This window comes from Salinicola sp. MH3R3-1 (genome assembly GCF_001937155.1).
Lineage (GTDB): Bacteria > Pseudomonadota > Gammaproteobacteria > Pseudomonadales > Halomonadaceae > Salinicola > Salinicola halophyticus.
Window position 1 is genome coordinate 107,722 of the sequence record NZ_MSDP01000001.1, and the last position, 25,590, is coordinate 133,311.

General features: G+C 62.2%; 24 protein-coding genes. 10 read left to right on the plus strand and 14 right to left on the minus strand.

The window, feature by feature from the left end; all coding sequences use genetic code 11:
• Positions 1-73 precede the first annotated feature (73 nt).
• Positions 74-538 carry a hypothetical protein gene (locus BTW08_RS00495; protein ID WP_075560546.1) on the minus strand — a complete coding sequence of 155 codons (465 nt, stop codon included), beginning with the start codon at positions 536-538 and terminating at the stop codon, positions 74-76.
• 458 nt (positions 539-996) lie between these two features.
• On the opposite strand from BTW08_RS00495, the gene BTW08_RS00500 reads away from it, so the two are divergent.
• On the plus strand, positions 997-1,791 hold the full coding sequence (locus tag BTW08_RS00500) for a tetratricopeptide repeat protein (protein ID WP_075560547.1): 795 nt from the start codon (positions 997-999) through the stop codon (positions 1,789-1,791).
• 13 nt (positions 1,792-1,804) lie between these two features.
• On the opposite strand, the gene BTW08_RS00505 is transcribed toward BTW08_RS00500, so the two are convergent.
• The 7 genes from BTW08_RS00505 to BTW08_RS19065 all read right to left on the minus strand — a co-directional run bounded on the left by BTW08_RS00505 (position 1,805) and on the right by BTW08_RS19065 (position 8,376).
• On the minus strand, positions 1,805-2,272 hold the full coding sequence (locus BTW08_RS00505; RefSeq protein WP_139313544.1) for a hypothetical protein: 468 nt from the start codon (positions 2,270-2,272) through the stop codon (positions 1,805-1,807).
• Between the two features lie 47 nt (positions 2,273-2,319).
• On the minus strand, positions 2,320-3,663 hold the full coding sequence (locus tag BTW08_RS00510) for a type II and III secretion system protein family protein (protein ID WP_075560549.1): 1,344 nt from the start codon (positions 3,661-3,663) through the stop codon (positions 2,320-2,322).
• Positions 3,664-3,877: 214 nt separating this feature from the next.
• Positions 3,878-6,064 (minus strand): type III secretion system export apparatus subunit SctV, encoded by a 2,187-nt coding sequence (sctV, locus tag BTW08_RS00515; protein ID WP_075560550.1) that lies wholly within the window; start codon positions 6,062-6,064, stop codon positions 3,878-3,880.
• Complete coding sequence (locus BTW08_RS00520) at positions 6,061-6,453, minus strand: hypothetical protein (protein ID WP_075560551.1); 393 nt, start codon at positions 6,451-6,453, stop codon at positions 6,061-6,063. Before BTW08_RS00520 ends, sctV begins: the two co-directional genes overlap by 4 nt.
• Positions 6,454-6,484: 31 nt before the next feature.
• Positions 6,485-6,913, minus strand: coding sequence for a hypothetical protein (locus BTW08_RS00525; RefSeq protein ID WP_139313545.1), 429 nt, complete (start codon positions 6,911-6,913; stop codon positions 6,485-6,487).
• A 63-nt stretch (positions 6,914-6,976) separates the two neighbouring features.
• On the minus strand, positions 6,977-7,930 hold the full coding sequence (locus BTW08_RS00530; RefSeq protein WP_083627606.1) for an EscD/YscD/HrpQ family type III secretion system periplasmic domain-containing protein: 954 nt from the start codon (positions 7,928-7,930) through the stop codon (positions 6,977-6,979).
• Between the two features lie 272 nt (positions 7,931-8,202).
• A complete protein-coding gene (locus BTW08_RS19065) occupies positions 8,203-8,376 on the minus strand; it encodes a hypothetical protein (protein ID WP_167369271.1) in 174 nt (57 codons plus the stop codon).
• Positions 8,377-9,220: 844 nt separating this feature from the next.
• Between BTW08_RS19065 and mntP the strand changes: the two genes are divergently transcribed.
• Positions 9,221-9,802 carry a manganese efflux pump MntP gene (mntP, locus tag BTW08_RS00535; RefSeq protein WP_075560743.1) on the plus strand — a complete coding sequence of 194 codons (582 nt, stop codon included), beginning with the start codon at positions 9,221-9,223 and terminating at the stop codon, positions 9,800-9,802.
• Between the two features lie 66 nt (positions 9,803-9,868).
• On the plus strand, positions 9,869-10,480 hold the full coding sequence (locus tag BTW08_RS00540; RefSeq protein ID WP_075560554.1) for a cyclodeaminase/cyclohydrolase family protein: 612 nt from the start codon (positions 9,869-9,871) through the stop codon (positions 10,478-10,480).
• Here BTW08_RS00540 and BTW08_RS00545 read toward each other — a convergent pair.
• The 3 genes from BTW08_RS00545 to rhtA form a co-directional block, all read right to left on the minus strand.
• A complete protein-coding gene (locus BTW08_RS00545) occupies positions 10,475-11,080 on the minus strand; it encodes a LysE family translocator (RefSeq protein WP_075560555.1) in 606 nt (201 codons plus the stop codon). The two genes, BTW08_RS00540 and BTW08_RS00545, sit on opposite strands and share 6 nt — an antisense overlap.
• A 138-nt stretch (positions 11,081-11,218) precedes the next feature.
• A complete protein-coding gene (locus BTW08_RS00550) occupies positions 11,219-12,052 on the minus strand; it encodes an AraC family transcriptional regulator (protein ID WP_075560556.1) in 834 nt (277 codons plus the stop codon).
• A 163-nt stretch (positions 12,053-12,215) separates the two neighbouring features.
• Positions 12,216-13,109 (minus strand): threonine/homoserine exporter RhtA, encoded by an 894-nt coding sequence (gene rhtA, locus BTW08_RS00555; protein WP_075560557.1) that lies wholly within the window; start codon positions 13,107-13,109, stop codon positions 12,216-12,218.
• A gap of 97 nt (positions 13,110-13,206) precedes the next feature.
• Between rhtA and BTW08_RS00560 the strand changes: the two genes are divergently transcribed.
• The gene (locus BTW08_RS00560; protein ID WP_075560558.1) at positions 13,207-13,779 is read left to right on the plus strand and encodes an XRE family transcriptional regulator; all 573 of its coding nucleotides are present in this window, start codon (positions 13,207-13,209) and stop codon (positions 13,777-13,779) included.
• Positions 13,780-13,993: 214 nt separating this feature from the next.
• Positions 13,994-15,601, plus strand: a complete 1,608-nt coding sequence (locus BTW08_RS00565) for an inorganic phosphate transporter (RefSeq protein ID WP_075560559.1) — start codon at positions 13,994-13,996, stop codon at positions 15,599-15,601.
• Between the two features lie 107 nt (positions 15,602-15,708).
• Here the strand turns inward: BTW08_RS00565 and BTW08_RS00570 are convergent, their stop codons facing one another.
• Positions 15,709-16,500, minus strand: a complete 792-nt coding sequence (locus tag BTW08_RS00570; RefSeq protein WP_075560560.1) for a helix-turn-helix domain-containing protein — start codon at positions 16,498-16,500, stop codon at positions 15,709-15,711.
• A gap of 126 nt (positions 16,501-16,626) precedes the next feature.
• On the opposite strand from BTW08_RS00570, the gene BTW08_RS00575 reads away from it, so the two are divergent.
• The 5 genes from BTW08_RS00575 (at position 16,627) to ampC (ending at position 22,496) form a co-directional block, all read left to right on the plus strand.
• Entirely contained in the window at positions 16,627-17,298 is a 672-nt protein-coding gene (locus tag BTW08_RS00575) for a hypothetical protein (protein WP_139313547.1), read from the plus strand.
• 31 nt (positions 17,299-17,329) lie between these two features.
• Positions 17,330-17,863: a 2Fe-2S iron-sulfur cluster-binding protein gene (locus tag BTW08_RS00580; RefSeq protein WP_075560562.1), complete on the plus strand. Its 534-nt coding sequence runs from the start codon at positions 17,330-17,332 to the stop codon at positions 17,861-17,863.
• Complete coding sequence (locus BTW08_RS00585; RefSeq protein ID WP_075560563.1) at positions 17,860-18,861, plus strand: xanthine dehydrogenase family protein subunit M; 1,002 nt, start codon at positions 17,860-17,862, stop codon at positions 18,859-18,861. Before BTW08_RS00580 ends, BTW08_RS00585 begins: the two co-directional genes overlap by 4 nt.
• Complete coding sequence (locus BTW08_RS00590; RefSeq protein WP_075560564.1) at positions 18,858-21,200, plus strand: xanthine dehydrogenase family protein molybdopterin-binding subunit; 2,343 nt, start codon at positions 18,858-18,860, stop codon at positions 21,198-21,200. Before BTW08_RS00585 ends, BTW08_RS00590 begins: the two co-directional genes overlap by 4 nt.
• A 108-nt stretch (positions 21,201-21,308) precedes the next feature.
• Positions 21,309-22,496 carry a class C beta-lactamase gene (ampC, locus tag BTW08_RS00595; protein WP_075560565.1) on the plus strand — a complete coding sequence of 396 codons (1,188 nt, stop codon included), beginning with the start codon at positions 21,309-21,311 and terminating at the stop codon, positions 22,494-22,496.
• Positions 22,497-22,545: 49 nt separating this feature from the next.
• On the opposite strand, the gene BTW08_RS00600 is transcribed toward ampC, so the two are convergent.
• Together BTW08_RS00600 and mqo are read right to left on the minus strand one after the other, a co-directional pair.
• Entirely contained in the window at positions 22,546-23,547 is a 1,002-nt protein-coding gene (locus BTW08_RS00600; RefSeq protein WP_348638905.1) for an MDR family oxidoreductase, read from the minus strand.
• Positions 23,548-23,659: 112 nt separating this feature from the next.
• The gene (gene mqo, locus BTW08_RS00605; RefSeq protein ID WP_075560566.1) at positions 23,660-25,267 is read right to left on the minus strand and encodes a malate dehydrogenase (quinone); all 1,608 of its coding nucleotides are present in this window, start codon (positions 25,265-25,267) and stop codon (positions 23,660-23,662) included.
• Between the last annotated feature and the right edge of the window lie 323 nt (positions 25,268-25,590).

Here is a 25,590-nt window from a genome sequence, read left to right on the forward strand (position 1 = left end):
GTTTTCGCATTGACCGATCGGCAAACGCGCCGTCGGTGAGTCATCGCAATACTGCTGCCTTTCTTCCCAGGCATCACTCGCGGGTGGCTGGCTGCGCCACACTGCCTCGGAACACTCTGACTTCGCCGGGCTTGGTGAGCGTCGGCGTTCGGCGCAACGCCTCCACGCGCTGTGCCACTTCCGCGAGCCATGACGGTGGTCCCATCGCCTCCAGGCGATGGCTGCCATCACGGATCTCGGCGCTTAGCGGGGCGCCGATCCTGGCGGCTTCGATATCGGTGCGCAGACTTGGCACGTCCACGCCATTGAGATCGAAGCTTTGCCGCCCCAGCTCTTCACGGGCGGCGACATGCAGCACGTATCCGTCGAAGAACCACGCCAGGCCGTTTGCCTGACACACCTGCGCGAGAAAATCGGCGGCGGTGGTGGCATGAATATCGCCACGAACCTCACCATCGACGGCGTCGCTGACTTCCAATGGTAGCGACAGGTTGCGGCCGAATTCCTGCAATACGTCACGTACCTTCTGGTCGATCACCACGTATCGATAACTGCGCTCTCCCCACGGTGGATGGCCAGAAAATGACGCAGGTGCTGCCGCAGACGTCTGTTCCAGAGAAGATGCAGGTGCCGCGAATACTGTGCTCCAAGGCGCGGCAACCAGGATAAGTAATGCCAGCACGGCGGCAGGTGGAAAGCATTCACGTCGTCGTGGAACGCTCAGCCAATGTGATGCATCCTCCCCGTGCAACGGACCGTGTTTATCAACCCTAGCAAGATCGTGATGACGGTTTAGTAGACTGTTGTATGTCTTCTTGTGACTTTCGCTTGTGTTCTGTAAAGGCTTGTCATCACGTGATGAAATTCGACGCTGCCCCCAACCGCCGGTTCTCCGGTACGCTGTCTCTCCACTCCACGAGCCCATGGACTGATTCACGGATGAAGGCACCTTTTAAGCATTCTCGGTTTGCGTACGCCGGATTCGTGCACACTCGGATGACGCATTGTCGGCTCAAGTGCGCACTGGCGGCCATCGGTATCGGCTGTCTGCTCTCGGCGTGTGCGGCTACACCGACCGGCAGCACCGAAGGCCGGCTGCTCAAGCTCGCCGATGACGTCGATCAGCGCGGTGATCATGCAACGGCTGCCGCCATGTACGAACGCGCTCTGGAACAGGGTGAAGCCTCCGCTGATATTCAGGTTCGTCTGGGCAACGCACGCCTGGCTGCCGGTGAGCCTGCCGCGGCTGCCGAAGCGTTTCGCGCGGCACTGCACGAGGATATCAACCTGGCTCCGGCGCTGCTGGGGCTGGGAACGGCGCAGCTGCGCCTGGGCGAGCCGGAGAGCGCGTTGCGTAGCCTTTCCCGAGCCGCGCCAGCGATCAATAGCGTCTCGGGTTGGAGCCGACTCGGTGCGGCTCAGGCGCTGACAGGTCGGCCCGGGCAGGCGATGGCCGCCTTCGACAAGGCTGTTGCGCTCGAACCGCGGGACCTGGATCTCCAGGCCAATCTGGCGCTGGCCGAGTCGCTGGCCGGCGATAATGCCAGGGCGGTGGCTGCCATGCGTCAGATCACGGCTTCCCCGCTGGCCGAGGCTCGACATTACCGCAACCAAATTCTGGTGCTGGTGCTCGCCGGGCAGACCGACGAAGCGCGTCGCGTCGAGATTCCCGACCTGCCGACCGCAAAGCGCGAGTCGCTGATCGCCAGCGCCGAACGGTTGGCTGCCATCCCCGGTGCCGCCGAGCGTGCCCAGGCACTGGGACTGGCCATGGCATCGCGCCGCGACTGACGGCGTTTCGAGGTTACAGGCCATTGGTGGTCGCGGTGTTGCCCATCGCGCTGCGCGCCTCGTTCTCGAGCATGGCGCGCCGCTCGCTGGCGCGTTCGCGGTCATTGAGACGTTCGCGGGCGGCGTTGGCCACCGGTGCCGCCTGCGCTGGCCCCATCTCTTGCCCGCGAGTCAGATCCTGAGGATTCGCCACCATCAGCTGAAGATTGAGGTCATTGGCACAGCCCGGCGGCAGTGACACCAGGCCGGTGTCGTCGGGCTGTGTCTGGCACAGATTGGGAATCGTCACCGATTGGCTGCCCGCCACCGCGCCTGATGGTTGGGGATTGGCGACGGCGACTTGTCGATAGCCGCTGGTCCAGTTCATAGGTCCCATCGACGATTGGCAGCCGGCCAGCAACCCAAGGCTCAGAAAAACCGACGCCAGCAGCGGCACGAGGCGCCATGTCTTGCGTATCGATGCGGTCGGACTTGATGACATGGTGCTGTTCTCCTCATTCATTTCAGCTTCGATCATTGCCGCCTCGGTCATTGCAGATAGAAGCCGAAGGGATCATCGATGCCGGCGGATCGAGCATGCTGGGCGGGATCGTCACCCAGTCGCGGATTGGCGCTGACCTGAGCCCGATCCAACGGCGTTCTCGGTGCCGGCGATGAGGAGGGGCGAACCAGATAGGGCGTGATCAGAATCACCAGTTCTGTCTCGTTGCGCTGGAAGCGGCGCGAGCGAAACAGCTGGCCCAGAATCGGAATATCACCCAGCACCGGAATGCGCTCCAGCTCATTGGAGACCTGGCGCTGAAACAGTCCGGCAATGGCGAATGTCTGACCGCTGCCGACTTCGACCACGGTATCGGCTCGGCGAACCTGCAGCGACGGTACGTCGTAACCGGCGATCTGAACGTTGTCGCTGGTCAGACTGCTGACTTCAGGACGCACTTCCATCGAGATGCGACCATTGGGCAGCAATGTCGGCGTACTCAGCAGCGATACCCCGAATTGCTTGTACTGAATACCCACCAGATCGCTGTTGACCGGCACGGGAATCGGAATTTCTCCGCCTGCCAAAAAGCTCGCCGTCTGCCCGGAAACCGTGGTGATGTTGGGCTCGGCCAGAATTTGCAGCAAGTTGTTCTGCTGTAGCGCTTGCAGCAGACCGTCGACCCCCTCGCTGCCGGGAGAGCTGGCAATATTGCTGGTCAGCACGCCGAACGAGAACGAGCCATTGTTGATCAGCGCATTCCAACTGACGCCGTAGCTGAGCAGTTCGTCGCGGGCGACTTCGGCGAAACGCACTCGGATGTTGATCTGGTTGGTGCCGTCGTAGGTGGATCGATCGAGACTGCCGCCGGCCGGTGCCTGAGCATCGAGCGTCGATTGGGTCGCCATGGCGCCCTCCACCGAATTGCTGCGGCCCTCGGCTATCAGTTGATTGCCGGCCATGTGCAGACGCACCTGGCTGTCTCCATCGATACCGCGCAGTGCTTCGCTTGCCTGGGCATCGCCATCGCGCACCTGCAGGCGCAGCGATGCCTGGCTTTCATCATCGGCGCCGAGAGCGATCAGGTTGGTGTCACCGGCCTGCTTGCCGAATAGATAGATCACGCCTGGCGAGACGACCTGCACGTCAGCGACGGCGGGATTGGCGACGAACACCGAAGCCACCTGCTGATCGAATCGCAGAATGCGCCCTTGGCCGGTCTCCACTCTCATGGCGCCACCGGAAGCATCGATGGCGACATCACCCTGGGCCGGCAATGAAGTGACGATCAGTGACGTGACGGTGGCCAGTAACAGTAGCGTTACCTGCGATATCAGACGAATGGCGGTCTGGAACGGTTTGACGTCGATGGAGATTGCGCTTGCCTTCATGATTGTTGCTGCCACTGTGTCACGGGTATTCTCCATCCCAGCTGATCCCATTTTTGTTGATCCCGTTCCTGTTAATCCAATCGCCATGCCGGGTCGCCACGCTTGGCTATCATTATTGATTTTGATGACTTTATATCTTTTTAGGCTGTGTAACGCTTTTCCATTGTGACCGGAATGGACTCTTTGGAGTGTCATCGACGCTTTCTCGGTCGAATCAGGACTTGGCTTGCGTCTCGGCCTCACGTCGAGATGCCGGTTTCGGTAAACGTACCTGGGCGATCGCCTGCAGACTGAATTCCGGCGCAATTTCCGGCCAGGCCATGACCGCAAGGTCTATGTCATGCTGCTTGAGCCACTGCTGCAGCGTGGCGCGCACATCACTGGCAACGACCACCACGGGATGCAGGTCGGCATCGAGTGTTTCCAGCTGTTGCTGGAACCAGGCGTTGAGCGCTCGTGATAACGGTGCCGGCAGCCCGCTTCGCAGGGGTTGATCCTCGGCATGGCGTTGGGCGCTGCGCAGCGCTTCTTCCATCGGGCGGGTCGCGATCCAAGCCGGTAACACTCTGTCGCTGCGGGCGTGACGATGACTTATCTGGCGCGCCATGGCGGTACGGATGCGATCGGCCAACCGAGCGCTGCTGGATTCCTGCGGTCCCCAGGTCACCATTGCCTCGAGAATGGTGCGCATGGCGCGAACTGGCACGCCTTCGTTGACCAGTCGGCGGAGGATTTCCGCCATCTTCTGCAGCGACACCACACGGACGGCTTCGGTGACCAGCTCGGCGTAATCCGACTCCATGTGCGACAGTAGCGCACGGGCTTCCTGAATGCCGACAAAGTCGCCTGCGTAGCGCATCAACGTACGCTCCAGGCAGCGTTCCAGCACCTGATCCGGCGTGCGATATCTGACACCGGCATCGGTCAATGCGGTGCTCGCGGATTCCGGCAGCCACTGCCAGTTGCCGCGTCCGGCCAGCGCCGGATGCGTCTCCGTCGTCAGTTCGAGCAATTCCAGGGTGCTGGGATCATCATCCAGCAGCACTTGAGATTCCGGCAGTTCGCCGTTGAGCACCGGGACTTCGTCCAGTTCGACCGCAAAGCGGCGTGCGGCGAGTGCCGGTTCCAGCCGTAGTCCGACGGAGGGAATGGCAATGCCGAGATCGCGCTCGACCCGCTCACGGGCAGCCTGCATCCCCTCACGCAGCACTTCTAGCGGCAGCGTATCGGCGAGACCGGCACCCAGGCAAAGCATGACACGATGCTGCCGAGGGTCATCGTCGGCCGAGCGGGAGAGACTTGAGTTAGAGAGGTCTGAGTGGGAAGGCGCGGCGTCGTGGGTGGCATCGTTGGATGTCAGGGCCGCTGTGCCTTCCGCTCCTGTCCCTGTCTGGGGGGCTTCGTCGGCCTGCTCGCGAAGATGACGTCGGCGTAAAATGAAGGCAGCGCTTCCCAGTAACGCCGAGATGGCCAGGAAAACGCCGGTGGCAAAGCCCGGAATGAAGGCCGCGCAGAACAGTACCGCCGCCGTCAGCCCCAGCGCCTTGGAATTGCTGCCCAATTGACCCACGATCTCGCTACCCAGATCGCTGGCGTTGTCGGAGCTAACGCGAGTGACGACGGTGCCGGCACCTATCGAGATCAACAGGGCGGGAATCTGGGCGATCAGACCATCACCGACGGTCAGCAGCGAATAGGTCTCCACGGCCTCGCCGAATGGCATGTCGTGTTCCAGCATTCCGATCAACAGGCCGCCGATCAAGTTGACAAAGAGAATCACCAGCCCGGCAATGGCATCGCCCTTGACGAACTTCATCGCCCCATCCATTGCCCCGTAAAGCTGACTTTCGCTTTCCAGCAGCGAACGTCGACGACGAGCTTCGGCGTTATCGATATCGCCGTTACGGGCTTCATTGTCGATACTCATTTGCTTGCCGGGCATGGCATCGAGAGTAAAGCGTGCCGCGACTTCGGCGACGCGCTCCGAACCTTTGGTGATGACCAGGAACTGGGCGACGGTGATGATCAGAAACACCACCATGCCGATGACGACTTCGCCGGCAATAACGAAGTTTCCGAAGGCGTCGACGATCTGGCCGGCATCGGCATCCAACAGAATCAGCCGAGTGGTGGTAATCGATAGCGACAGGCGAAACAGTGTCGCCAGCAAAATGATCGGCGGTAGCGACGAGAACTCGACCGGATGCGAAATATAGAACGCCACTACCAGAATCAATAGGCTGAAGGCGATGTTGATGCCGATCAGCGCATCGACCAGCGCGGTCGGTAGCGGAATGATCATCATCACCACCGCCAGCACCATGAAAGCGGCGATGATCACATCGCTGCGCTGAGAGGCGCGGCGAGCCACCATGTTGAGACGACCGAGAATCTCGTTCATGCCGCAGGCTCTCCCCGTTGATTGGCGTCGGTCGATGGCGGCCCGAGCCGACCCTCTTCCCGCTTTCTTCGTTCGAGATACGTCTGAAAATGTTGCCGAGCGGATGCATGTTCACCGTTCAGCCATTCGGCCCGGCTGCGTAATAGCAGCAGTGTGTTGTCGTGTTGTCCGCTCGCCTCGAGACGAGCGATGACGTTGATCGCGCGTTGTCCATTACCGGTGGTCAGAAATCCTCGACACAGTGCGTGAAGCACGCCGAGATGATCCGGAGCCATGCGATTGGCGATCAACAGCAGTGCCAGTCCTCTCTGAGCCTGCCCACTCTTCAAATACAGATGCCCCATCAAATGGAGCAGGTCGGCGGCGTCGCGATCATCGTTGTCGTTCATGCGATTGTCTGTTTCATGAGTCGAAGAGGGTTCATGAAAGACTCTTCTCACCAGGATCATCGTCTAGCGAGGGTGCCATGGCTTCATTCATGCGGCCTTCCCACGCCTGACGCCATTCGAGCTCTTCGCCAATGATGTCTCGTGCCATGGCGACGATGTCGTCATCCGCTTCCAGCTTGGGCAAGATGCTGTCGACCACGTGCTGGAGCAACTCGATGCTGCGTGCATTTTCATAGCTCCGGGAATCGCTGGCTGCGGGTTGCGCCAATGCATCCAGTCGATCGGCTAGAGCCGGTTGCTCGGTCTGTCGGCTACGCGATTCGCTGACCGCACGTGTGAACGCCGTATCCTTGGGCGGCGTCTGATCGAAGGATTCGGCATCGATGCGTCCGATCGGCCCGGCGTCGGCACGAGATGCACGATAGCGATCTCCTGGCATCGGGCGATCAGGAATCTTCATGGAACGACAGCCCCGTCAGCGCGCATGGCGTAGTTGAGAGATGAATCGTTAGAAATCGATCGTTCAAAGCGTCAGCGCAAATTGATCATCACCGCGGCGGAGCATGATCTGATCCGATTGAATCGCTGAGATCACCCAGCCGGACTCTAGCGCCGCACCGGGGTAGAGTCGCTTTCCCTGATGGTCGATGACATAAGGGTTTTCACCGAGCCACACGGCCTGTAGGCGCAGATCGGGCTGGGCCGGCGCCTGTTGCGGTTTAGCGTCGTTGAGTAAAACGTTGTGGCTACCATAACGTTGATCGAACCAGCGCTGAGTCTGGTTCCACGTTTCGGCTTGCGCTGCCGTGTATTGACCGGAGACGCTCAGGTAGCCGCCATGATCAGTGACCTCCAACGTGGAGAGCCCAGCGCTTGTTAGCTCCTGGCGCAAAGAGGCCGCCGGGCTGAGGCGTGCGTCGTTGACCAGTTGGCGGGACCCTTCTATGGCCTGCGTATCGAGTGTGGCAGGTGACGAGTAGTTACCGATGCTGGCACCGGCCTGGTTGACGTCGATGAACTCGTAGAGCGCCAGTACCCCAAGCGTTGCCACCAGGGCCAGCAAGGTGAAGGCGCGATTGAGGGAGCTGCGCCAGCGTGGTGGCAGCGTCGGAAGCTTGGGAAAAGCGGGAAGCATCGGTGACGCCGCGGGGCGCGTCAGCTTCAAAGCGACGTCATGGAAACGCAGCTCGGCTGGCAAGTCGCTACGTAGCCCGGTGCCCCGGGTGACAACGCGACCGTTGACGATGACATCGCCGCCAATGGCTTCGACAGCCATCTGGCGCCCGTGAAAACGTAGCACCAAGTGTTCGGCCGTCGTGCCAGAATCGCCCAGCACAACATCGGCAGTCTCATCACTGCCGATTCGGCAAACCGGATCAGTCAGCTCGATCATCGCTCCGCTATGTAAGCCAGCGGTGACCCTAAGCGTCGTTACGACTTCGCTTGCCGACGCCGAAGAGGAGGAGGCGGGTTTCATGCGTTTAACTCGCTAGTGTCGTACGAAGCATTGAGAAATTCCTTGGCTGTCCGTGCCGAATCGATCAGGTCGGAGAGCCAAAGAAGCTCCTGGATGGGTCTCGTTTTTCAGGTTGTCAGCGACTTTGCAAATGTGTCGCCTCGATTCATCATCTCCCGGCTTTACAGTCTTCATTGTTGGACCAAGGGCCGTCACGTGAACGTTCTGCCGCTTTGCCGGATGATGGGGTAGAAACGCCGCGAGCGGCATAAGGCCGCCCGCGACTGGCCGCATTAGTTCTGCGGACGCTGCTTGGTCGCGTCGAGCATCGTCTTCTTCTCGGTCGTGACCTTGGTAATTTCAGCGGATTTCTCGATCGCCTGATCAAAAACCGCTTTCAACTGACTAATGGAAGAATCAGCGCTGTCGTTTGAAGTCGACGGATCGATTGCAGGAGTATCAGCCATGGTATTTCTCCTAATAGCGTGAGTTTCAGAGTCTGCAATTCTAGCGGTGCTAGAAAAGGTGCTAGATCGAATCCGCAATATTAGCGAGACGTCAGGAACGCGATCCAACGTAATTCAGGTTACTGGGTTTGCGTGACAAGAGGGCTAATTTGAAGTAAATATTTGATTCTTTGCGTATCGATTAGGTAAGCAAAATAAAACCCAGTTTTTGTCTTCAAGTTATTGATATAAAATAAAAATATATTATATTGAACGTTCATTCAAATACCTGAGATGGCGTTTTTATTACTTTATATTACATTAAATCGGTTGTTTGAATGTGTTTTTCGCCTTCGTTATAGCGGTTCACGATATGAGCTGGGGAGTTGTGCAATAAATTGCACGTCTTGCTTGATAATGAGAGTTTCTATTCTAAGAATCAGTATTTTCTTAATTAAAAATGGTTGAATAAACGTCCCGGTGTCGTTATCCAGAGACGGCGTTGATTATCAATGTCTCTCAATGGCGTCATCCCCTGATCGGTTGAGTGCCGCATCTGCAACCCCGCCATCAAAGTCCAACCGGCGTTAACTTGATTAACGCTAACGACATGAATTAACCGTGGTGAATTTTCTCTTTAAATTCAATCATTTATTGATGTTCTTCGGTGGTGTGACTATAGTCTATCTCCTCCTTGGGGAGTAGCCGATCGCCGCTGTGCTGACTGCCGGTGGTGATGCTCGTGTCAACACACTCGGCAATGCCGTGGCACGAACGCCGGGTCCGGTTGGCGAGACCATGGACATCCGCAGTGCAACGTCGGGAATTGCGGATGTCGTGGCGATATTACCGGCTGGATAAGACCATGAACCCTGCTTCTCTCGTATTGCTTGCCTTTGCCATGTCGACCGATGCCTTTGCCGCATCGATCGGCAAGGGCGCGGCCCTCACCCGTACACGCTTTCCCGAAGCGCTGCGAATCGGCGTGATCTTCGGTACGGTCGAAGCGATCACGCCGATTATCGGCTGGGCCGTGGGGTTGGCAGCGACGCGATTCGTCTCCGAGTGGGATCACTGGATCGCCTTCGTGCTGCTTGGCGCGCTTGGCGGGCACATGATCTGGGAGGGGTTCAAGCCGGTCGACAGCGAAGCGGATCACCAGAAGATACCGGAGCGTAAATCGGTCTGGCTGCTGGCCGTCACGGCGCTGGCGACCAGCATCGATGCCATGGCGGTTGGCGTGACCCTGGCTTTTGCCGACGTCAATATCCTGGTCGCCGCGCTGGCGATCGGTCTGGCGACGACCTTCATGGTGACCATCGGCATCATGCTGGGGCGTGCGATCGGCTCGCTGATCGGCAAGCGCGCCGAGATCGCCGGCGGGATCGTGTTGATCGCGATCGGTATCACGGTCCTCTATGAGCATCTATTCGCCCACATGGGTTGAAGCCTTTCCGCGCGCTGGCGCCGCTCGCTGTCTATGCTGAACCGTGATCCCGTCACGGAGTGCCGCATGTCATCTTCTCTCTGGCAACGTTCGCTTGCCGATTTCCAGCACGCCGTTGAAACCCGTTCCACACCGGGATGTGGCGCGGCAGCGGCATTGAGTGGCTGCCTGGGCCTGTCGCTGATTCTCAAGGGCGTGCGGTTGCATCGAGGCGAATCCGACCTCGATCGTCATCGCCGCCGGCTGATAGAAGAAGGCGATGGGCTGCAGAAAGCGCTGGCCGAGGCCGTCGATGACGATGCCGCGGCGTTCGCCGACTATCTCGAAGCGCAGCGTCTACCGAGTGATACCGACGCCGAATCGGAGCAGCGAGATTCGGCACTGCGCGAAGCCCGCGATGCATCGATTCAGATTCCGCTGGCGGCCGCCGAGCGATGCCAGAACGGGTTGGTGCTGGCGGTCGAGGCGCTGTCGCTGACGTCGTCGGCGATGGAGAGCGACACGCTGGCCGGCACGACCATGCTGCGCGCCGCGATGGAGGCGCTACTGATCGGCGTCGAGTCCAATCTCGAGGCTCTGCCCGATCCCGCCGCAAGGCAGAAGCTGGAGGTTTGCTGTGGCGAGCTTCGCGACAGCGCTCGAGCCAGCTGTCATCGGCTCGGCATTGACGCCTCATGACGCCAGCACGCTCCCCCACGCCACTGCCAGCAGCAGTAGTGCCAGCGCGCGATTGAACCACTGCCACTGGCGTTTGGTATGAAACAGACGGGCGACACCGCTGCCGATCATGCCCCAGAGGGCCAGGCAGGGGAGCGCCACGATCCCGAACGTCAGCGCCAATACGCCGATCTGCGTCGCGCTCGACGCCGAGTCGGTGAACACGCCGACGACCGATAGTGCCATCATCCAGGTCTTGGGATTAACCAGCTGCAAGCCGGCAGCCTGTCGGGGGCCGAAAGCCGGCGCGCCTGATCTCTCTGCGTCGGTCTCGATGCTCGGGGGTTGGCTGCGATAGAGCCGCCATGCCAGCCAGGTCAGCCAGCCGACGCCGATGGCGGCCATCAGCTGGCGAATGACGGGATAGGCCAGCAGCGTCTGCGACAACCCCAGGCCCACCGTCAGCACGATCGTGGCCGCTGCCAGACTCGCGCCAAAGACCGCCGGTAGCGTGCTTTTCCAGCCACGGCGTGCGCCCTGAGTGAGTATCAGCAGATTGGTCGGCCCCGGGGTGATCGAAGCGACGAAGGCGAAGAGGGCAAACGGTAGCCAGGCAGACATGAGCGACTCCAGAAATGGCGTGGAGTCGGAACTATCGCGCCGTGATCGCCGCGCGTCTGGAAGGTTTGAGCAGTCGCCCACGTCGAACTCGCCAGGAACTCCGGGTTGGATTCAGTCTTGAGTTCAGTTCAGTTCAGTTCAGCCGGTCCGGGAGCAGCGCTGACGATAGTCCGCCGGGGTCAGGCCATAGGCGCGCCGGAACCAGCGACCCAGATGGCTCTGGTCGGCGAAGCCGAGCTGGCTGGCGACCGCCGCCGGGGATTCGCCGCCAGCGAGCCGCTGGCGGGCGAGACTCAGGCGCAACTGCACCAGATAGGCATGGGGTGCCAGCCCGAAGGCCGACTTGAAGGCGCGGGTCAGGCGGAAGCGATCGACGCCGCACTGCTCGGCCAGTGACTGCAAGCCGATGTCCTGTTCGCAATGCGCGTGCAGAACCTCCCGGGCGCGTCGAGCAACGGCGGGCAGACGGGGATCTTCCCGCTGGCGTTCTCGCCAGCCAAGATGCGGGACCAGTCCCTGCAATAAGGCATCGAGAGCGTCATCGCGTTCCAGCCTCGAAGTTGGCAGGCGTAGCGTGGTGAAGGCGCGGGCGACATGGGTGATCAATCGGGGGTCCTCGACCAGCGTCGAGGCGAAGCCCGGCTCGCCGGAAGCCGTACCGGTGACCGCGAACTGGCGCAGCTCGCGTTGAAGCCAGGCGGGGTCGAGATAGAGCATGGCGTAGGTGAAACCGCCCTCGGTCGGGGCATGGCCGTCGTGAATCTCGCCGGGCTCGACGAAAAACAGTCGTCCCGGCGTGCTGTCATGGCGGGTACGACGACAATGGAACTGCTGCACGCCCTGTTCGGTGAAGCCGACCAGGTAGCTGTCGTGCCAGTGGGGATCGTAGGCGTGGCCTTCGAAGTGGGCGCGGATCGTCTCGATGCCCGTGTCACCGTCCTGCTGCAGATCGATCCAGTTCGTCGATGTCATGCTGCCTCCCGACCGGCGCCCAGGGTCGATGCCTGCAACGCCCGATCCGCTCAGCATGCCAGAGGGCGAGGTTCATGTCTGGAACGTTCGTGCAGTCTGTAACGTTCGTGCGGTCTGGAATGCTCGGCACTGGCAGGCATCAAAGGCGCCTCTAGCGGGATGTTCAGTCCGGGACCGGTGTCTCGAACGTATCCCGGCGCCGGATCGTCAGCGTGGTGCCGATCGAGGCGGCGATCACCAGTCCGATGGCCAGCCATTGCAGGGTGCTCAATAGCTGGCCCAGGAACAGCAGCCCCGAGAGCGCACCGATCGCCGGTTCCAGGCTCATCAGCGTGCCGAAGGTCTGCGTCGGCAGCCGCGGCATCGCGATCATCTCGAGCGTGTAGGGCAGCGCGGTAGAGAGCACCGCCACCGCCAGCGCGTAGGGCAGCACCTCTGGCGCGAACATCGCCGTGCCCACGTCGAGCAGGCCCACCGGAGCGATGACGACGGCGGCGATGGTGACGCCAAGCGTGGCGCTCTGGGCGCCGTTGATGGCACCGGCCTTCTGTCCGAACAGGATATAAAGCGCCCAGCATACCCCGGCGCCGAGCGCACAGGCGGCGCCGTAAGGATCGACCGGGCCGCTGCGATCATCGCCCAGCAGCAGCAGGCAGGCCAGGCCGATCACGGCGAGAGCCACCCACACCAGATCCAGCCAGCGTCGCGACGACAGCATCGCCACCGCGAGCGGGCCGGTGAATTCCAGCGCCACCGCAATCCCCAGCGGCACGGTCTGCAGCGCCTGATAGAACAGCAGGTTCATGATCCCGAGGGCGACGCCGTAGATCAGCGTCGATTTCCACGCCCGACGGCTCAGCGGCTGGCGCCAGGGGCGCATGACGATCAGCAGTATCAGCGCGGCGAAGATCAGACGAATCGAGGTCGTACCGGTGGCGCCGATGACCGGAAACAGCGACTTGGCGATGGAGGCGCCGCTCTGGATCGAACACATTGCCACCACCAGCATGGCCACCGGCCAGATCCTGGCAAGCAATTCGCGCATGGCGACTGACATGACACCTCCGAAAGTGTGCGGCATGATGGCTCGCCAGACATTGCCACGGTGCCATGCCGGCGGCCGATGGCATTCGACGAGAGCCGCGATTGTACGGATGGGCAATATATTGCACAAGGCTAACGAGCGTCCCGACGTACTGGTCCACGTGGCTGCTAATGTGAGACGTCGGCGCCAGGCCGCAGGGCTGAGTCAGCAGGCGCTGGCGGATCAGGCCGGTGTGAGTCGACGCATGCTGGTCAATATCGAGAAGGGCGACGTCAACGTCAGCCTGAGCACGCTCGATCGTCTGGCCGAAGCGTTGGGGGTGCTGTTCTATGCGTTGGTGCAGCCGCCCGATAGCGAAGACTCGGCGCGTATCGACGAGGTTGCCTGGGTGGGAAAGCATCCCGACAGTCGCGCTCGACTGCTGGCGAGCAAACCGGCGCGTCAGGAGGTCGAGCTATGGTCGTGGTCGCTCGAGCCGGGTGACGTCTACGAGTCGGCCGCCGACGACAACGGCTGGCACGAGATGCTGGTGGTAATCGAGGGAACGCTGACCCTGACCCTCGGCGAACGCGAGCTGACGATCGAAGCCGGCGACTTCCATGTCTACCCCAGCGACCAGCCCTATCGTTATCGCAACGACGGGCCGGGCCGGCTGCGCTTCATTCGCAACGTGGTGCACTGAAGCCGAGCTAAACCGCTGGCGGGGGACGGCCCCTCCTCGCCAACGCGGCCCGTCTGCTCGTAGTCAGCCAGTCATTCGTCCTGAATGGCTTAATGGCCTTTCGCCATCACGATCCTGCGTCACCGTTCTGTCACGCTCATGCGCCAATCTGCCGAGGAATCAGCCACCAATCACGGCCTGATCCATCTTCAGCAGAGAAGGGGAGGAAGCGAGCATGGCCAATCCGGCAGCCAGCGGTAATCCGACGATACTCGGTGATTCCGGAGGAGGATTGCGGACAAGTCTCTTTTTCGGCGTTCTGCTTGTCGCCACGACGGGTTATTTCCTCGTCTGGGGGCTGGGCTACATTCGCGGCGACAATACGCTTTTGTTCGTGCTGGCCACGTTGTTTGGCGTATTCATGGCGTTCAATATCGGCGGCAACGACGTCGCCAATTCATTCGGCACCAGCGTCGGCGCCGGCACGCTGACCATCAGGCAGGCGCTGTTCGTGGCGGCGATCTTCGAGGTCAGCGGCGCGGTCATCGCTGGCGGCGAGGTGACCTCGACCATTCGTGGCGGGATCGTCGATCTCGGTGGTATCCAGGTAGCGTCTCTCGACTTCGTCTACATCATGATGTCGGCGCTGATTGCCGCGGCAATCTGGCTGCTCTTCGCGTCGCGCAAGGGGTATCCGGTTTCGACCACCCACTCCATTGTCGGCGCGATCGTCGGCAGCTCGATCACGCTTGGCGTCCTGATCAACGGCAGCGACTCCGCGCTGGACCTGGTCCAATGGGGGCAGATCGGTCAGATCGCGATTTCCTGGGTGCTGTCGCCACTACTGGGTGGCGTGGTCGCCTATCTGCTCTACTCCCAGATCAAGAAGCACATCCTCTCTTACAACGAAATGGCCAAGAGCGAACTCACCGCGGTTCGCGAAGAGAAACGGCAGCATAAACGTGAGCATAAAGCGCGCTTCGAACGGCTTTCGGAAATTCAACAGATCGCTTACACCCACGCGATGGCGCGAGACATGCAGACGGTGAACGAGGGCGATTACGGGACGGAGGATCTGGAGTCCGAGTACTACCGCGACCTGCACCAGATCGACGAGAAACGGCGCCAGATCCACTCCCATCGCGCGCTGGAGAGCTGGGTGCCCATGGTGGCCGCGCTGGGCGCCATGATCATCTCGGCAATGCTGCTGTTCAAGGGTCTGAAGAACATGCAGCTTGGCCTGAGCACGCTCGATAACTACCTGATCATGGGAATGATCGGCGCCGTGGTGTGGATGGCCACCTTCATCTTTGCCAAGACTCTCAAGGGCGAGTCGCTGGATCGCTCGACCTTTCTGATGTTCAGCTGGATGCAGGTATTCACCGCTTCCGGCTTCGCTTTCAGCCATGGCTCCAACGATATCGCCAACGCCATTGGTCCGTTCGTGGCGATTCTCGATGTGCTGCGAACCGGAGCGATCGCCGACGAAGCCACGATCCCCCCACTGGCGATGCTGACCTTCGGTGTGGCGTTGATCGTCGGGCTCTGGTTCATCGGCAAGGAAGTGATCAAGACCGTCGGCGAGAATCTGACCAAGATGCACCCGGCGTCCGGTTTTTCCGCGGAGCTCGCCGCCGCCGCCGTGGTGATGCTCGCCTCGATGCTGGGCCTGCCGGTTTCCAGCACCCACATTCTGATTGGCGCCGTGCTCGGCATCGGCATGGTCAACCGTCAGACCAACTGGGCACTGATGCGGCCCATTGCCCTGGCCTGGATCATCACGCTGCCGGCCGCGGCGTTGATGGCAGCGATCGCTTTTCTGATACTGAGAACCGTACTTTGATCGCTTCAACAGACGTTCGGAGTCGAATCGGCGAGCCAGCAACTCACTTTCTGACTCGCCGAGAGCGTGCATCGGTATCGTGAAAGCCTCGCGCCTCGATCGAGCGCTCACTCCACCCCCAGATAGATCATCAGGCAGGCGCCGGGCAGATCGGGAATCCTGAGCGGCAGATAATCGAACTCCCGGTTGCTGCCATCCGGCAGCTGCATCGACTTGCGACCACTGCCTAGGTCGAGCACGTCCTGTTCGGCCCAGAGTTCGCGAAAGACGTCGCTCGCCTCGAGCAGGTCGTCGATCAACTGGCGCATGCGCGGATCGCCGGCGTAGCGCGTGGCCTGGCTACGAAAGATCGACACCAGCGTGCGGGCGGATCTCAGCCAGTCGGCCTCATGCGTTTCGATGCGCTTCTGAGTAAAGACCCACCAGAGCTTGTTGCGCGGATGCTTATCCCCGGTGCGCTCGATATCGAAGAGCTGCGCCGCGGCCCGGTTCCAGGCGATCACTTCCCAGTAGGCGTCCATGACGTAGGCCGGGTCCGGCTCCATTCGGTCCAGCAGACGCTGAAGAATCGGGTTGATCGTCGAGCCATTGTCGATGGCGCGCGGCGGTGCCGGCCGCCCCGCCAGCGCATAGAGGTGTTCGCGCTCGGTTTCGGTCATCAGCAGGGCGCGCGCGAGACAGGCCAGCGCCTGATCGGAAGGCTGAACGTTGCGCCCCTGTTCCAGTGCGGTGTACCAGGCCGTGCCCATGCTGGCGCGAGTGGCGACCTCTTCGCGGCGAAGGCCCGGCGTGCGCCGCCGACGACCCGGCGGGAGTCCCGCCAATTCCGGCGTGACGGCGGCGCGTCGGGTGCGCAGGAATTCGCCCAGTGAGGGCGCGTTTGAAGAGGAGGAAGACATGCAGCGTCGCTTTAGCCTGTCATTGGTAAACGTAGGATAACGTCGGGGATTATGTAGGATCAGCGGACATATTAGGGTTTTCGACAGGGATTGGAAATCAATCTGACGACGGATCGGAGATTCTGGATGACCTGCTATCCGCGCATCACGCTGCTCATCGGCTCTGATGGCCGGGCCGAGCTGGGCGTAGTCCCATTCGAGACCCCCGAAAACACGGCGGCGACCGACGTGGTGGAGGCCATGTCAGAAACCCCGCCGGAGGCAACGGAATACATCCCGCCGGAAATGCTGCTTCTGGACGACGCCGGCGCGCTACAGCGCGTGGCGGATCATATCGCGGCGACCCATGGGCGACTCGATCTGCTGATCCTGGATGCCGATCCACGCTCGAGTGAACCCGCGCCGGAATCACCGCTCGTGCGTCGCAGCCTGCCGTTTCGCTTTCATCTGTTGGCACCGCTTTTGCTGCTGTCGCCCTTGCTCGAGCGCTCTCGAACCGGGCGCGTGGTGGTGTTCCACACGGGCGATGCCGAGCGTGCGGCCTGCGGGGTCAGGCATCTCGGCCCATGGGTGGAAAGCGCCGGGATTCGGCTCGAGTCCGTCTCGCTGGCCGCCACCATGACCGAGCGCATCGGCAAACGGTTGATGACGGATCTGGTCAGGCGCCTGGACGACGAAATCGATGGATATGCCGAGGAGGGAGTGAATATCCGCACCCCCGCGGACGCCGCGAACAGTCGGGTGAGTGTCGCCCTTTCTCGCTCATCGAAGAGGTCTAAGCTCGAAGTTGGTTCATAACGATAAACGCAACCGTGACCCGAGGCTCGATATGCAATGGACGATCAATGGCCAGGTTCGGGAGGCCGAGGTGGATTTCCGAACGTCACTGCTCGATCTGCTCCGCGAGCAGTTCCAGCTCAGCGGCACCAAGAAGGGCTGCAACCAGGGCGCCTGTGGCGCCTGCACCGTGCTGGTCGACGGTGAACGCATCAACGCCTGTCTGGCGCTGGCGGTTCAGTATCAGGGCCGCGCGATCACCACGGTTGAAGGGTTGGCCGAGAACGGTACGCTGCATCCGGTGCAGGCGGCGTTCATCGAACACGACGGCTTCCAGTGCGGTTACTGCACGCCGGGCCAGCTCTGTTCGGCGGTGGGCATGATCGGCGAACTCGAGCGTGACCATCCCAGCGCCGTCACGGCCGACCTGGCGGCGAACGGGATCGAATGGAATCGCGACGAGCTGCGCGAGCGGATGAGCGGCAATCTCTGCCGCTGCGGCGCCTACAACGGCATCGCCGACGCGATTGCCGCCGGGCTCGCCAAGGAGCTGGGTGAGGAGCTAGGTGAGGAGATAACGCGATGAACGCCTTCGATTATCATCAGGTCGCTGACAGTGAACAGGCGATCGAGCAGGCCGTGCGCTCCCGGCGAGCGAAATATCTGGGTGGCGGCACCAATCTGGTCGATCTGATGCGCGAGACCGTCGAGCGTCCGCAGGCCCTGATCGACGTGACGCGACTCTCCCGCGATATCGACGAGACCGGTGACGGCGGCCTGATCATCGGCGCTGCCGTCACCAATTCGGCGTTGGCCGGCGATGCTCGCGTGCGCAGCCGCTATCCGGTGCTGGCCCGCGCGATTCTAAGCGGCGCCAGCGCGCAGATTCGCAACATGGCGACCGTCGGCGGCAACCTGCTGCAGCGCACGCGCTGCGCCTACTTCTACGACGTGGCGGCCCGCTGCAACAAGCGCGAGCCGGGCGCGGGCTGTGATGCGCTCGAGGGTTTCCATCGCTATCACGCCATCCTGGGTACGTCACCATCCTGCATTGCCACGCATCCCTCGGACATGGCGGTGGCGCTGGCGGCGCTCGACGCTCGCATTCATCTACGCGGCCCCGAGGGGGAACGGCAGCTGGCGATCACCGAGCTCCATCGTGAGCCGGGCGAGCGGCCGGATCTCGAAACCGAACTGCAGCCCGAGGAGCTGATCGTCGCGGTCGAGTTGCCGCCGCTGCCGATGGCGGCCCGTTCGGATTATCGCAAGGTGCGCGACCGCGCCAGCTACGCCTTTGCGCTAGTGTCTGTGGCGTCCATGGTCGAACTCGACGGCGAAACGATCCAGGACGTACGCCTGGCACTGGGCGGCGTGGGGACGAAGCCGTGGCGTGCGTCGCGGGTAGAAGCGGCGCTGCGTGGCCAACCTACGACCGAGGCGACGATTGCCGCCGCCGTCGACGCCGAGCTGATCGATGCCCGGCCGCTGCCGGGCAACGCCTTCAAGGTCGAACTGGCGCGACGAACGCTGATCGCGGAGCTGTCGCGGCGTATCGCCGATGCGCGTAATGGAGGTGAGGCATGAGTGCTCTCGATAAAGAACGATCGGGCGATAACCAACCCGCGGGCGTCGCCCTGGCCGGCGATTACTGGCGCCCGGAGGGCCGGCCGGATCCGCTGAGCGAGAAATGGCGAATCGGAATCGGCGCGCCATTGTCGCGTGTCGACGGGGCGGAGAAGGTCACCGGTAGCGCGCGCTTTGCCGGCGAGTTCACCTTCGAGGGCATGGTCTATGCCGCACTGGTTTACAGCGCCATCGCCAACGGCCGGATCCTGGCTATCGATCGGCGTGAAGCCGAGTCGATGGACGGCGTGGTATTGGTGATGACCCACGAAAACGCGCCGCGGCTCAATACGCCGCCGGTCTTTCTCCGCTCACCCAACGGCGCCGCCGGCGACGATCATCCGATCATGCAGACCGATCGCGTCCACTGGAACGGCCAGCCGGTGGCACTGGTGCTGGCCGAGACCCAGGAACAGGCCGATGCCGCCGCCGAAAGCATTCGGGTGGATTACGCGGCTGAGCCGGCGATGACCGATTTCGAGCTGGCGAAGACCCACGCGCGTCAGCCGGACAACGTGCTGGGCGGGCCGGCGGAGATCACGGTCGGCGATGCCGACGCCGCGTTCGAAGCGGCAGCACACCAAATCGATGCCACTTACACCACGCCGCGCCACAATCACAACGCCATCGAGCCCCATGCGCTGACACTGGCCTGGACGACTGGAGATGGGGATGAGAGTGGGCGCGAGGGTGAAACGCTGCGGATTCACGATGCCTCCCAGTGCGTCGATCTGGCCGTGGCGTCGCTGGCCGAGGTGTTCGGCATCGAGACCTCGCAGATTCACATCACTTCACCGTTCGTGGGTGGTGGCTTCGGCGGCAAGGCGCTGTGGCAGCACCAGATTCTGGCCGCGGCGGCAGCGAAGCTCGCGGATCGCCCGGTACGGCTGGCGCTGTCGCGCGAGGGCGTCTATCGCGTCGTCGGCGGGCGGGCCTGCACCGAACAGCGGGTGGCCCTCGGCGCGGACGAGCAGGGCAGGCTGCAGGCGCTCATTCATTCCGGCATCGCTGCGATGACGCAGCACAACAACTTGCCGGAGCCATTCTTCCAGGCAACCAAGTGCCTGTATGCGGCCGACCATATCCGACTGTCGATCGACGTCGCGGACATGCACATGCTCGCCAATACCTTCATGCGCGCGCCGGGCGAATCGGTGGGCACCTTCGCGCTGGAATCGGCGCTCGACGAGCTGGCCGATCAGCTCGGCATGGATCCGCTGGAGCTCAGACGCCGCAACGAGCCGGAGCGTGATCCCACCAGCGGGCTGGCGTTCTCCTCGCGTCACCTGCTGGAAGCGGCTCGCAGCGGCGCCGAGCGCTTTGGCTGGTCCGAGCGCAGCGCCACGCCTGGTCGTCGACGCGAAGGTGAATGGCAGATCGGGATGGGCTGTGCGACGGCCACCTACCCCTATATCCGCATGCCCGGCGCGGCGGCACGCATCACGCTCACGCCTGACGGCGCGACCGTTGGCATCGCCGCGCACGAGATGGGCATGGGCACGGCGACGGTGCAGACCCAGGTCGCCGCCGCGCGGCTGGGGTTGCCGGTGGAGAAGATCGCTTTCCACTATGGCGATTCGCATCTGGCCGGAAGCGTGCTGGCGGGCGGCTCACAGCAGACGGCGGCGATCGGCGGTGCGGTGATTGCCGCGCAGCGGGCGCTGGTCGCGGAATTGCTGGCGCTGGTGGGGCAGGATTCGCCGCTGTCCGGTCTCTCGCCGGACGAGATCGAATGCCGCGACGAAGGCCTGGGTGCGCTCGGCAATGGCTCGCGTTTCGAGACCTACGCGCAGATTCTGACGCGTGCCGGGCAGAGCGAACTCTCTGTGCAGGCGGACGCCGCCGGGTCGGAAGAGCTCGCCAACTGGTCGATGCACTCCTTTGGCACCATCTTCTGCGAGGCGGGTGTGAATTCGGTGACCGGCGAGGTACGCATACGCCGTCTGCTGGGGTCGTTCGACTGCGGCCGGATTCTCAACGCCAAGACGGCGACGAGCCAGTTCCGCGGCGGCATGATCATGGGTCTCGGTCTGGCGTTGATGGAAGAGACGCTGTTCGATCCGCGCAGTGGCCGGGTGATGAACCCGAGCCTCGCCGACTATCACGTCCCGGTACAGATGGACGTGCCGGAGATCGAGGTGATGTGGACTGATATTCCCGACCCGCACACGCCCATGGGCGCCCACGGCATTGGCGAGATCGGTATTACCGGCGTCGGCGCGGCAGTGGCCAATGCCGTCTACAACGCCTGCGGCAAACGCGTTCGTGATCTGCCGATCACGCTGGACAAGCTGCTGTAGCCGATCGACGACGGTTTCGGTTTGCCAGCTTTTTGCGCATGATTGGCGGCATCGTTTTCCGCGTCCGACGATGCCCGTCGGCGCGCACTGCCGAGGATCGAAATCGTCATGAAAGGAATCACGTTGGGAGTGTCGTTGCTGTTACTGGGCTCATCGAGTCTGGCGTTGGCGGAGGGCGATGACGGCGATGTTCGCGGTGCCGTCGATCCGGTCATCGAGTCGCTGATGCGCCAGCAGAGCATTCCCGGCATGGCGGTGGCGGTGGTGCGTCCGCAGGGCACGCAGATTCTGAATTACGGCGTCGCCGACCGTGATGGCGGGGCATCGGTCGATGACGAGACTCTGTTCGAGATCGGCTCGCTCAGCAAGACGTTCACCGCCACGCTGGCATCACTCGCCGCCGTCGAGGGCAAGCTCGATCTCGAGGCGCCGGTCAGTCGTTATCTGCCGACGCTCGAGGGCAGCGCGTTCGACGAGATCACCGGGCGCAATCTGGGCACGCATACCACCGGCGGGTTGCCGCTATTCGTGCCCGACGAGGTGACGGACCGCGACTCGCTGATGAGCTGGTTCCGTCAGTGGCAGCCGACCGAGGCGATCGGCGAGGTGCGCACCTACTCCAACCTGGGTATCGGTCTGCTCGGCGTGGAGACGGCGGCAAGCCTGGACAGCGAGTTCGTGCCGGCGATGCGGGCGCACGTGCTGGATCCGCTGGGGTTGCAGCACACCTGGTACGACGTTCCCGATAGCCAGATGGCCGATTACGCCATGGGCGAAAGCAAGGATGGCCAGCCGATTCGCGTGGCGCCCGGCGTGCTCGATGACGAGGCCTACGGCATCAAGACCACCGCCGGCGATCTGGCCAGACTCGTCCAGGCCAATCTCGGTCTGCTCGAGATCGACGACGACCTGAAGCTGGCGATCGACACCACGCGCCAGGGTTATTTCCAGGTCGGCGACATGACCCAGGATCTGATCTGGGAGCAGTATCCGCTACCCGTCTCGCTGGACACGCTGCTGGCCGGCAACGGCTACGACATGATTCTGAAGCCCAACGCGGCTGAGGCGATCGAGTCATCTCGGTCATCGCAAGCGCAGGCGCCGCGGGACGACGTCTGGGTCAACAAGACCGGCTCCACCAACGGCTTCGGCGGCTACGTCGTTCTCGTACCCGGCAAGCAGGTCGGGCTGGTGATGCTGGCCAACAAAAACTATCCCAACGATGCGCGCGTGAAGGCAGCCTACGAGATGCTGTCGAAGCTGAACGTGATCGACGGCGGCGATGCCGGGCACTGAGTACGCGCCCGGCCTGGCTTCATCAGCGTTCCGGGACGGGGCGGCAGAATCAATGATTCACGTCGACCACGAGTCGGCCCCGAACCTGGCCGGCGAGAAGCTGATCGGCGGCCTCGATGGCGTCGCTCAGGCCGATGTCTCGTGAAATCTCGTCCAATACGGCGGCGTCGATATCCCGCGCCAGTCTGGCCCAGGCCCGCTCCCGCTCTTCCTGGGGGCGGGTGACGCTGTTGATGCCCAGCAGGCTCACGCCACGCAGAATGAAAGGCGCGACGCTGGCGGGAAAGTCCATGCCCTGCGCCAGTCCGCAGGCGGCGACCAGGCCGTCCGGCTGAATCTGCGCGCAGACGTTGGCCAGGGTGTGGCTACCCACGGAATCGATGGCGGCGGCCCAGCGGGCTTTCGCCAGCGGCTTGCCCGGTTCCGACAGTGTCTGGCGGTCGATGATCTCGGCGGCACCCAGGCGTTCGAGGAAGGCGGCTTCCTGCGGCCGCCCGGTGGCCGCGATCACGCGGTAGCCACGCTGTGCCAGCAGGGTGATGGCGAAACTGCCGACGCCGCCGTTGGCGCCGGTCACCAGTACCTCGCCGTGCTCCGGTGTCAGGCCGTGCCGTTCAAGCGCCAGCAGACTGAGCATCGCCGTGTAACCAGCGGTGCCGATGGCCATGGCCTGGCGGCTATCCAGCGTTGCCGGCATCCGCGTCAGCCAGTCGCCGTTGACGCGTGCCTGCTGCGCCAGCCCGCCCCAATGCCTCTCGCCGATACCCCAGCCGTTGAGCAGAACCCGGTCACCGACACGCCACTCGGGATGCTCGCTGTGCTCGACGACACCGGCAAGATCGATGCCCGGCACCATGGGGAAGTGACGCACGATCGTCCCCTTGCCGGTAATCGCCAGCGCATCCTTGTAGTTGAGCGTGCTCCATTCGATGTGAATATGGACGTCTCCCGCCGGCAACGAGGCTTCGTTCACCGGCTTGAGGCTGGCGTTGCTTCGACCGTTTTCCTGTTCCACCACAATGGCATTGAACATCGACATGGCATCGAACATCGAGTTGTCCTTCTATTCGGCGTAATCCTGATTCATCGAGAGCAAACATGAACGCCCGCCCTGGCTTCTGCCAAGGCGGGCGTCATCGTTGTGCGGTAGCCATCGATCCCGCTCAGCTGCCGCTGGTTTCCGGTTCCGAGCTAGGCGCTGCAGGCGTCGTGGTGAGATCCGGTTCGGTGAGCTCGAGCAGTTCACGCGACATCGCACGAGCGTCGTAAAGCAGCTGCGGATTGTCGGATAGCGCCTTGCCGAAGGAAGGAATCATCGCCTTCAACTTGGCTTGCCATTCGGGGCTTGCGATCTGCTCGGGAAAAACCTTTTCCAGCAGCGTGAGCATGATCGAGGGGGCGGTGGAGGCACCCGGCGAGGCACCCAGCAGAGCGGCAATGGAGCCTTCCGCGCCGGTCACCAGTTCGGTACCGAACTGCAGAGTGCCGCCCTTGCCTTCGACATCCTTGATCGTCTGCACCCGCTGGCCGGCAGTCCACAGTTTCCAGTCGTCACGCTGAGCTTCCGGGTAATAGTTCTGAAGCTCCTTGAACTGGCCGCTCTCGGACATGCGCAGCTGGCTGATCAGATAACGCACCAGATCCATGTTGTTGATGCCGACCTTGGTCATCGGCCACAGATTGTTGGGCGTCACCGAGCGCATCAGATCGGTCCAGGAGCCGTTCTTGAGAAACTTGCTCGAGAAAGTGGCAAACGGCCCGAACATGATTGCCGGGGTGCCATCGAGGATGCGCTTGTCGATATGCGGTACAGACATCGGCGGCGAGCCGGCCGGCGCGAGGCCATAGACCTTGGCGTCGTGCTTGGCGACCACTTCCGGGTTGGTCGTGAAGAGGAACTGCCCCCCAACCGGGAAACCGCCATATTGCCGTGCTTCGGGAATACCGGATTTCTGCAGTAGCGGCAGTGCCGCGCCCCCGGCGCCGATGAACACGAACCGCGCGTTGACGCTGCGCTCGTTTTCACCGTCGCTGGTATTGGCCACGGTGACTTTCCAGCTGCCGTCCCGGTTGCGCTCGAGATCGCGGACCTGGGTGTTGACGGAAAGGTGGAAATTGTCGCGGCGGGCCAGCGAGTTCATCATCTGGCGGGTAATCTCGCCGAAGTTGACCTCGGTGCCGATCGGCATGCGGGTCGCGGCCACGGGTTCATCCGTATCGCGGCCGGTCATGACCAGCGGGATCCACTCCGAAATTTTCTGCGGGTCGTCGGAATAGTCCATCCCGGCATAGAGCGGATTCTGGCGCATCGCCTCGAAGCGCGTCTTCAGAAACGATACGCGCTCGCCGCTCCAGACGAAGCTCAGGTGCGGAACGGTATTGATGAAGGAGCGCGGATTGGCCAGCACGCCTTCACGGACCTGGCTTGCCCAGAACTGACGTGAAACCTCGAACTGCTCGGTAATGGTGATGGCGCGCTGAATATCCACGCTGCCATCGGGTTGAGGCGAGGTGTAGTTCATCTCGGCAAACGCCGAATGCCCCGTGCCGGCATTGTTCCAGACGTTGGAGCTCTCTTCGGCGGCCTTGTCCAGACGCTCGTAGAGGTGGATGGTCCAGTCGGGCTGCAATGACTGAAGCAGAGTTCCCAAGGTGGCACTCATGGTGCCGCCGCCGATGAGGACGACGTCGACGTTTTGGGTGTCGCTGGATTCGGCTCCAGACTGGGTCTGCAGGCTGGAACAGAATGTCATGCCGTGGCGCAATTTCATGAAGGTTCTCTGTCTGATGGATACGGACAGGCGCGAACGCGACTAGGGCGACAGTTTAATGAGGTCGCGGCGTTAGTGCCATGATTATGACAGAGGCCAGGTACGGCGGTGTACGTCGGAAACGTCTCTTTGTTCAACAAAATCATCGTTCTGTCAGGAAATGACGGATTTTTACAACATCGATGGATGTACGCGGCGCTCGCTACCGTTAGAGGATAGGATGTCGCAGAGAAAGCCGCCATTCAAGCGGGCCCAGGCGCCGTTCGAAACGTCTCCAAGTCGTCCGAGACGTTCGAATCGTTCGAGACGTCCAAATCGTTCGC

Coding starts and splice junctions, on each gene's coding strand:
- BTW08_RS00570 (WP_075560560.1), bottom strand. CDS start 16,500: ATGTCTTCCTCCTCTTCAAACGCGCCCTCACTGGGCGAATTCCTGCGC.
- BTW08_RS00585 (WP_075560563.1), top strand. CDS start 17,860: ATGAACGCCTTCGATTATCATCAGGTCGCTGACAGTGAACAGGCGATC.
- mqo (WP_075560566.1), bottom strand. CDS start 25,267: ATGAAATTGCGCCACGGCATGACATTCTGTTCCAGCCTGCAGACCCAG.
- BTW08_RS00580 (WP_075560562.1), top strand. CDS start 17,330: ATGCAATGGACGATCAATGGCCAGGTTCGGGAGGCCGAGGTGGATTTC.
- BTW08_RS00545 (WP_075560555.1), bottom strand. CDS start 11,080: ATGTCTGCCTGGCTACCGTTTGCCCTCTTCGCCTTCGTCGCTTCGATC.
- BTW08_RS00600 (WP_348638905.1), bottom strand. CDS start 23,547: ATGTTCGATGCCATGTCGATGTTCAATGCCATTGTGGTGGAACAGGAA.
- BTW08_RS00540 (WP_075560554.1), top strand. CDS start 9,869: ATGTCATCTTCTCTCTGGCAACGTTCGCTTGCCGATTTCCAGCACGCC.
- BTW08_RS00550 (WP_075560556.1), bottom strand. CDS start 12,052: ATGACATCGACGAACTGGATCGATCTGCAGCAGGACGGTGACACGGGC.
- BTW08_RS00505 (WP_139313544.1), bottom strand. CDS start 2,272: ATGTCATCAAGTCCGACCGCATCGATACGCAAGACATGGCGCCTCGTG.
- BTW08_RS00520 (WP_075560551.1), bottom strand. CDS start 6,453: ATGAACGACAACGATGATCGCGACGCCGCCGACCTGCTCCATTTGATG.
- BTW08_RS00560 (WP_075560558.1), top strand. CDS start 13,207: ATGGGCAATATATTGCACAAGGCTAACGAGCGTCCCGACGTACTGGTC.
- mntP (WP_075560743.1), top strand. CDS start 9,221: ATGAACCCTGCTTCTCTCGTATTGCTTGCCTTTGCCATGTCGACCGAT.
- BTW08_RS00565 (WP_075560559.1), top strand. CDS start 13,994: ATGGCCAATCCGGCAGCCAGCGGTAATCCGACGATACTCGGTGATTCC.
- rhtA (WP_075560557.1), bottom strand. CDS start 13,109: ATGTCAGTCGCCATGCGCGAATTGCTTGCCAGGATCTGGCCGGTGGCC.
- sctV (WP_075560550.1), bottom strand. CDS start 6,064: ATGAACGAGATTCTCGGTCGTCTCAACATGGTGGCTCGCCGCGCCTCT.
- BTW08_RS00510 (WP_075560549.1), bottom strand. CDS start 3,663: ATGAAGGCAAGCGCAATCTCCATCGACGTCAAACCGTTCCAGACCGCC.
- BTW08_RS00590 (WP_075560564.1), top strand. CDS start 18,858: ATGAGTGCTCTCGATAAAGAACGATCGGGCGATAACCAACCCGCGGGC.
- BTW08_RS00500 (WP_075560547.1), top strand. CDS start 997: ATGACGCATTGTCGGCTCAAGTGCGCACTGGCGGCCATCGGTATCGGC.
- BTW08_RS00575 (WP_139313547.1), top strand. CDS start 16,627: ATGACCTGCTATCCGCGCATCACGCTGCTCATCGGCTCTGATGGCCGG.
- BTW08_RS00530 (WP_083627606.1), bottom strand. CDS start 7,930: ATGAAACCCGCCTCCTCCTCTTCGGCGTCGGCAAGCGAAGTCGTAACG.
- ampC (WP_075560565.1), top strand. CDS start 21,309: ATGAAAGGAATCACGTTGGGAGTGTCGTTGCTGTTACTGGGCTCATCG.
- BTW08_RS00525 (WP_139313545.1), bottom strand. CDS start 6,913: ATGAAGATTCCTGATCGCCCGATGCCAGGAGATCGCTATCGTGCATCT.
- BTW08_RS19065 (WP_167369271.1), bottom strand. CDS start 8,376: ATGGCTGATACTCCTGCAATCGATCCGTCGACTTCAAACGACAGCGCT.